Source organism: Chitinophaga sp., from assembly GCF_035564935.1.
Classification (GTDB): domain Bacteria; phylum Bacteroidota; class Bacteroidia; order Chitinophagales; family Chitinophagaceae; genus Chitinophaga.
Window position 1 is genome coordinate 1 of record NZ_DATMTE010000138.1, and the last position, 7,065, is coordinate 7,065.

The window sequence follows — 7,065 nt, forward strand, 5'->3', positions numbered from 1 at the left end:
ATAAATAATCAATCCTTTGCCGGCTTTGTTATTATTCGTAACGGCCGTACTTATTTCATAAGCCGCCGCATAAGGCCGGAGGGTAAGCGCTATACCGGCGGGATGATCACTGCCGTATGTTCCAGACAATTGCAGCGTTCCATCTTTTTGGCGGTATTCCGGCTCCATATTCCTGAAATCCCATTGCCAGAAAATTTTCCCGTTGGCTTTGGAAAAGTCGTAGTGGAGATGAATATTTTCTTTGTTGCCGCCGCTAACAGGAACAGGGCGCAGTTCCGGCCACTGGTTTGGTTTCCACAACAGCGATGCAATCAGTGCCTCCCTGCCGGTGAATACATTGCTGGCTTTATTATAAGCATGATAAATATGGAAGTTATTACCGGCTTTATCCTGTACAAAAGTACCATGCCCCGGGCATTTCCAGTTGCCGTTATCGGTAAGCACCGGGTTGTTTGCACCCTCTTCCCGGTAAGGACCGGTGATGGCTTTTGCCCGGGCTACCCGCACCTGGTAACTGCAGGATACGCCACAGCAGTTGCCCACAGAGTAAAAGAGATAATAATAGCCATCTTTTTTTAAGATGCTTTGTCCTTCCATGCCGTTGCGGGCATCATCCCTCAGCAAAGTAAAAGGCTCGCCAATGAGCGAAAGCCCGTCATCAGAAAGTTTGCTGCCCAGTATTTCAATGGGCCTGTTATCGAGGCCATAGGCTTTCCAGGTGATGTACAATTGCCCGTTATCGTTATACACAAAGGCGTCGATGGCTTCCTTGCCATATGCTATGATGATGCCATGATCTTTGAAGCCACGATCAGGATAAGAAGAGGTGGCTACGCCTATGCAGGAAACGCCGTCCGATTTTCTTTTCGCGGTATAATAAACATAGTAGGTGTTATGGTGATAGTAGTATTCAGGCGCCCAAAAGGAGGCGGTGGTCCAGGAAGGCGCTTTATCAAATAAGAACCCTGTTTGTTCCCATTGCTGCAGGTTGCCCGACCGGAAGATCGGGAAGTGAGGCCCCCATTCACTGGAGGTGCCTATGGCATAGTAGCTGTTTCCTTGCCGGATAATGGAAGGATCTGCAAAATCGCCGGGAATATTGGCCCGCACCTGCTGGGCCGTGGAAGGTTGAATACCTGACAGAAAAGTGAATAAGGCCAGTGCCGGAAGTTTAAATCTCATCTTTATCTCATTTATGGAATAACCGGCTAACGTGGATGGGAAACCGGTGGGAACAAAAATAGAAGGTTACACGGATGTTTTTTCAATAAAACATCTCATTCCTTCACTGGAAAGTCTCATTGTACCGTGTAAACGGCTTTTGTGTGCCGGTGTGGCCGGTATATCGCCCGGCAGCCGGTTTAAAAGGTATGCGTTAACAGCTCAAACCAGGCGGCGGTGGTAAGAAAGCCTGCCAGGATACTGATCCCGATAATTAAATTGATCACCCTCGTATTCAGCCTGAACTGCTCGGCTATTACACCGGAGGTGACCAGTGTGGGCATGGCTGCCTCAAAAATGCTGATCTTTGCCACATCGCCGTGCGCTTTGAGCAGCAATGCGGCGACCACCACTAATGCAGGCGCCAGGAGCAGCTTGTATAGCAGCACTACAGACACCTGGGAGATCTCTTTTCTCCAGCCGTTGAATTTTAGCTGGAGACCGATGGAAAACAGCGCCAGCGGAGCTACGGTGGCTGCCAGCTTATCAAAAAACGGTTCGGCAACAGAAAGATCGGTGATCCTGGTTAGCAAGAGGGCCAGTATGCAGCCGAGAAACGGGGGAAAAGTGAGCAATCTCTTTAAAAGAAACTTTGCACTCAGGGAATCATTGCCGGCAGCTCCGCCCTTCATGGCAGAAACAATACCGATGGTAGATAAGATGAGAAAGGTCATCTGGTCGCAGATAATGGCAATACTTATAAACTGTTCCCCAAAGTATGCGATAATCAAAGGGAACCCGATGAAGGAAGTATTGCTGTACCCGCCTGCCAGCTCCAGGGTAGCACGGGTACGTTTTGAATATTGTTTATGCCTGCAGTAAAGTGTCATGAAGCACCAGCTGCCCGTTACCACTACCACGGCGCTTAGCACCGGCAATATCATGGCGGGCGACCAGGTAACTTTGGGCAGGTATTTAAAAGATACCGCCGGTAAGGCGATGTATAATATCCAGGTATTGATCCCCTTGTGGGCTTCCGGGTGAATAAGACGCGCAGCCTTCATGATCATACCGGCCGCAATACACACGGCTATCATTATAAAATTGATCATAATAGCGCAAAGCTAGTGATCCGGCAGTGCCGGTAATTGCACTTTCTGGTAGTACAATGGCACTTTTGTACAGGGGTTTAAATGCCCTTTAAGCGAAAGGCCGCGGGGGTAAGCTGCGTATGCTTTTTAAAGAAACGGTTAAAATAGGAAGGGTCGGCAAAGCCAAGACTATAACTGATTTCTTTAATGGTAAGAGGAGAGGAAGCCAGGAGGATTTTACTTTCCGTCAGCAGTCTTTCCTGCAGCAGGTCGTGCACGGTATATCCCAGTTTTGCTTTCACGATGCGGTTAAGGTTCCTGGGTTGCAGGTTCAGGGCTGCGGCATAAAAAGAAACCGGCTTTCCCTTTTTAAAATGTTGCTCAATGAGTAATGTGAGGTTACGGATAAGATGCCTGGAGCTGTTCTTATTGGCCGGCTCCTGCATATTTTTTTGTTCATGCAGTTTATTACCCGCCAGCAGCAACAGGGATATAAAATGGAGCAGCATATTAAAGTCCTTCGGCTCCTTCAGCAGTTCTTTGCGGATCAATGCGGTGATCTGCCCGTAAAGCGCAGCTGTGTCCGCATCCAGGTCTGTAAACGGTTCCCTGCGGCCCTGCTGCATCATGCCATTTAGTTCTTCCTGCGGATGAAAGCGGGTAAACTGTTTATATACTGCTTCATCAAAAATGATCATCCAGCCATCACGCTCAAAATCTTTCATCTGGTGTACCTGCCCGGGATGAAAGAAAAACACCCTGTTGGTAAGCATACTGTATTCCTGGCCGTCAATCAGCTGGGAACCATGCCCTTTGGTGATCCACATGATCATGTAATGATCGTGCCGGTGTGCTACCATCGACAACTCATGTACATACTGATGCATGCTGATCAACTGAACAGCGTTGGTTTCCAGCAGTAATTGTCTTGGAATAAAATCTTTCATTGCAGGGCTGAAATTACGCAATAAGTGTATATTCCGGTTTTCCAATGTAGCCATACCTGTTACAAAGCGGCAGCGCACATCTTCCTTTACCATTCTTTTTTAACATCTCCTTCAGGATTATCTGTTCCAGCCGGGATCACAAATTATCTTATTTTATTATTTTTGCCGGGAATCAGTTTTTCTTAACCCTTGTTGTTGATAACGCTATGTTCCCATTTTGGAGTGACTATTATTATCTTGTTATTATATTGCAGATTGTATGTGTTATACATGTCCTGAGATCGGGCCGGAGCAGGGAATGGTTATTTTTTATCCTGTTTATACCGGTGATAGGGATAGTGGTATATTTTATCCGGGAAATTTTGCCGGATATTACCAATGGTAATATTGGTGAAAACCTGATGCGAACCTTATCGCCCAATGGGCGTATCCGGGAATGGGAAAAACGGGTACGTATATCCGATACCGTTGCCAACAAGATGCAGCTGGCAGATGCTTATGCCCAGCAGAAGCAATACGATAAAGCCATTGCGCTAACCCTGGAATGCGCCGATTCATTTACCAAAGATCCCGGTATTATTTTACAGCTGGCGCGACTGCAATTCCTGAACGGGCAGTATGCCGCAAGTATTGTCAGTTTCGATAAGTTAAATACTTTCAAAGGTGTGCGGATGAGTAAGGCAGACGATGAACTGATGTATGCCCGCGCACTGGAAGCAACAATGGAAACAGGCAGGGCGGAAGAGGAATACCAGAAAATAATCCGCGTGCACCATTCGCTGGAGGCCATGTATTACTATGGATTGCTGTTAAAGAAACAGGGCCGGAAAAGTGAAGCGAGGGCACAGTTTGAAAAAACGGGGCAGGAGCTTGACCTGCATCCCCGCTACGTGCGCCGAACCATCCGTAAATGGGTATGGCTGTCAAAAAAAGAACTGGCTACCTTATAAAAGAAGAGGCTCCGGTGGATACCGGAGCCTTTGTTTTAACGCTATAAATTACGGCCCTTTTTGGAGAGGGCACCTTAAACACAAATCAGCTTTAAAGTACGTAGTAAGCGGGTGTTGGTACCTGCTCTTCCTGTGTGATCTCCTGTTCGTGCAACATTTGCCGGAGGTCTTTTTCAATATTCCTGGCAATAGTTGTTACCGGTGTATCTGTAGGTTTATTTTCAAACGGGTCCTGCAGGTTGATCGCCATTTTTTCAATCAGCAGGAAAGATGAGGCGATGGCTACCACGAGTGGTATTTCCATAAAGCCCAGCACATCAATTAAGGCAAACGGCAATAACAGTATAAAGAAGATCACGGTGAAGTGGGTATAAAGACTGTAAGTGGCCGGGAACACGGTGTTTTTAATACGCTCGCATTTTCCCATGGAGTCACAGAGCTTCGTGATGGTCTGATCCAGGGCAATTTGCTGGTACTGGTTTATCCATCCCTGCTCCATGGCATATTTCAGATCTTTCCCATGTAAAAACAACAGGGCAGCCGGTACGTTGTCATATCTCATCACATAGTTTAATTCCCTTCTTGATAATAATCTGTCTACACCTTTGAGCGGATCTGTCTTACGTAACGATTGTCCCAGGCTATGGCACCATGCTGCCTGTCGCTTTACAAAACGCTCCTGGAAAAGGCTGAGGTCTTCCGACTGATAAGTAGCATCCATCAAGCTTAATACCTGTCTTGTCAGTGAGCGTGAATCATTTACAATGGCTCCCCATATCGTTCTGGCTTCCCACCAGCGGTCGTAGGCCTGGTTCGACCGGAACGCGAGTAATAATGATAACACCGTTCCCAGCACCATGGGTACTGCTATGGGGATCACCATGTTGGTGAAATCATATTGGTAATAAAGAATATTGATACCCAGTGAATAGATGGTCACCAGCAGGATCTCTACCCTGATTTTACCAAAAACATATTTTAAGGGGATATTATTTTTGAGTAACATAACCGTTCTTTTATTCTGTTGGCAGCAATAGCGCTGAGATGGTAGACCTGTCTACCAAGTATTTCCTTCTCTGGAGCTGAATCTTCATCTTTGGGTAATTACATTTGCTGATCAGTTTTTGCGGATCATAGCTTCTTTTGGAAGGCGCATTAAATTCATGATCGGCAGGCTGAATGATCAGGTCAATGTTTTGCGCCAGCAGGAAATTGCGTAATGCTGCGCGGGTATTGCCATGAAAAAATTCAATCCTCAGCTGGCTAATGGACGAAGAGTATTTGTTACGGATAATTTCGCAACCATCCTGGAAATCGGATGAAATGAGCTCTATATGCCTGCTGTTACGGGTGTACGTCATCAGGTCAAACAAAGAGTCCGGCATTTCCAGCGCATGCATTAATATAATGTTAACCTGCTCGCCGGGATGTTGTGCTACAATGTTGTGAACATAACTGAGTGAGCGGATGGAGAAGTCTGTTGGTATGAGTATATTTTTCATATCTGGTAGCTTTTATAACAACAAAATTATTGCTGTGAAATAAGTAACCAGTAAGAGCAGCGTTAAAAGGTAGTAAGAATGTGGTAAGAATTTGGTAAGAAAAGCGATCCCTACAGTGGAAGTTCCACCCTGATCTCGGTTCCGTGGTTTACCTGGCTGTTTACAATGATATCTCCCTTATGCATACGGATAATATTCATGGCCAGTGGCAGCCCGATGCCATATCCTTTAAAGCGGCCGGTGTTGGAGGCGCGGAAGAAAGGGGAGAAGATGTAAGGCAGGTCTTCCGGCGGAATACCAATGCCCTGGTCTTTTACGATAATAATATTTTTCTTTTCCGTAGCAGCAAGTGCAATGGACACCGGTTCATTATTGGAATATTTCACGGCATTCATTACAATGTTGCTGAGGGCCAGTTCCAGCAGTTGTTCGTTGCCTGGTATCACCAGTTTTTCTTCTTCTTCAGGAAACAGGCTGTAATCTATTTCTACTTTATTACCAGGATGCAGTTTATCGATGGTGTTTTTTACCGTGAATAAAAGTTCATCGCTGCGGATCTGTCCCCATTCCTGTTTTTTGCCATCAAAACCGGTTTGGGCCAGGTGCAGCAGGCTTTTGGTGATGTGTTCCAGCCGCCCGGCTTCATGCAGGATATTTTGCAGGGAGTAAATATATTTATCCTGGGTGCGTTCTTTATTAAGTGCCAGCTCGGCTTCACCGATAATAGCGGTAAGTGGTGTGCTCAGTTCATGTGAGGCATTGCTTACAAAGTTATTCTGTGTTTCAAAGGCCGTTTCCAGCCGGTCCAGCATATTGTTGAAGGTACCTGCCAGGTCGTTGATCTCATCGCCGCTTTCCTCTACATTCAGCCGCAGGTGCAGGTTACGGGAACTGATGCTTTTTACCTGCACCATCATTTGCCGGATAGGTTTTAAAATATATTTGGAGAAGAAGATACCGGCGCCCACCAGGATCACGCTGGAAGCCACAGAGCAGATAAGCAGGATTTTGCGGAGCCAGTCCAGGTACTCTACATTGTATTTATTAATGGCCGAAACAATAACGATATACAGGCCCTGTTTGCTTTTATACAGCACGCCTTCATAGAAACGGTCGCCTTCCCGGTAAGTGGCTTTGCTTTCACGCTGTACCTGTTGATAAAAGGAGGGAGGAAGCGTTAACTGTTCATCCCTGTGTACAGTGCCATCGGCAGCTACCTGCAGGAAATATTCTTTTTCAGCGGGTAGTTTTTCCAGGTGCTCTTCCCGGATCTCATTGTAGATCACGGAGTCGGATTCATAATAGGGAAGCGTGGCTTTTGCAGTAAGATAGGCGCGTATTTCCAGCCGTTTGTAAAAGTCCTCGAAAGAGTGCTGGTTAGTGAAATAATATACCAGTCCACTCATCATCAGGA

The 7,065-nt window shown here is 46.4% G+C and carries 7 protein-coding genes; 1 reads left to right on the plus strand and 6 read right to left on the minus strand.

Features of this window, described 5'->3' with window-relative positions; translation table 11 throughout:
• The 3 genes from VN105_RS03710 to VN105_RS03720 all read right to left on the minus strand — a co-directional run.
• Positions 1 to 1,182: glycoside hydrolase family 43 protein (locus tag VN105_RS03710; protein ID WP_325638054.1), on the minus strand; the 1,182-nt coding region annotated here is incomplete at its 3' end.
• A gap of 179 nt (positions 1,183 to 1,361) precedes the next feature.
• Positions 1,362 to 2,273, minus strand: a complete 912-nt coding sequence (locus VN105_RS03715; protein WP_325638056.1) for an AEC family transporter — start codon at positions 2,271 to 2,273, stop codon at positions 1,362 to 1,364.
• A 77-nt stretch (positions 2,274 to 2,350) separates the two neighbouring features.
• Positions 2,351 to 3,292: a helix-turn-helix transcriptional regulator gene (locus VN105_RS03720; RefSeq protein WP_325638058.1), complete on the minus strand. Its 942-nt coding sequence runs from the start codon at positions 3,290 to 3,292 to the stop codon at positions 2,351 to 2,353.
• Between the two features lie 233 nt (positions 3,293 to 3,525).
• On the opposite strand from VN105_RS03720, the gene VN105_RS03725 reads away from it, so the two are divergent.
• Positions 3,526 to 4,149 (plus strand): tetratricopeptide repeat protein, encoded by a 624-nt coding sequence (locus VN105_RS03725; protein WP_325638060.1) that lies wholly within the window; start codon positions 3,526 to 3,528, stop codon positions 4,147 to 4,149.
• A 91-nt stretch (positions 4,150 to 4,240) separates the two neighbouring features.
• Here the strand turns inward: VN105_RS03725 and VN105_RS03730 are convergent, their stop codons facing one another.
• From VN105_RS03730 to VN105_RS03740, 3 genes are all read right to left on the minus strand, one after another.
• Positions 4,241 to 5,155 carry a bestrophin family protein gene (locus VN105_RS03730; protein WP_325638062.1) on the minus strand — a complete coding sequence of 305 codons (915 nt, stop codon included), beginning with the start codon at positions 5,153 to 5,155 and terminating at the stop codon, positions 4,241 to 4,243.
• A gap of 10 nt (positions 5,156 to 5,165) precedes the next feature.
• The gene (locus tag VN105_RS03735; protein ID WP_325638064.1) at positions 5,166 to 5,651 is read right to left on the minus strand and encodes a hypothetical protein; all 486 of its coding nucleotides are present in this window, start codon (positions 5,649 to 5,651) and stop codon (positions 5,166 to 5,168) included.
• A 110-nt stretch (positions 5,652 to 5,761) separates the two neighbouring features.
• Positions 5,762 to 7,065 (minus strand): HAMP domain-containing sensor histidine kinase (locus tag VN105_RS03740; RefSeq protein ID WP_325638066.1); only part of this gene is annotated, 1,304 nt, incomplete at its 5' end.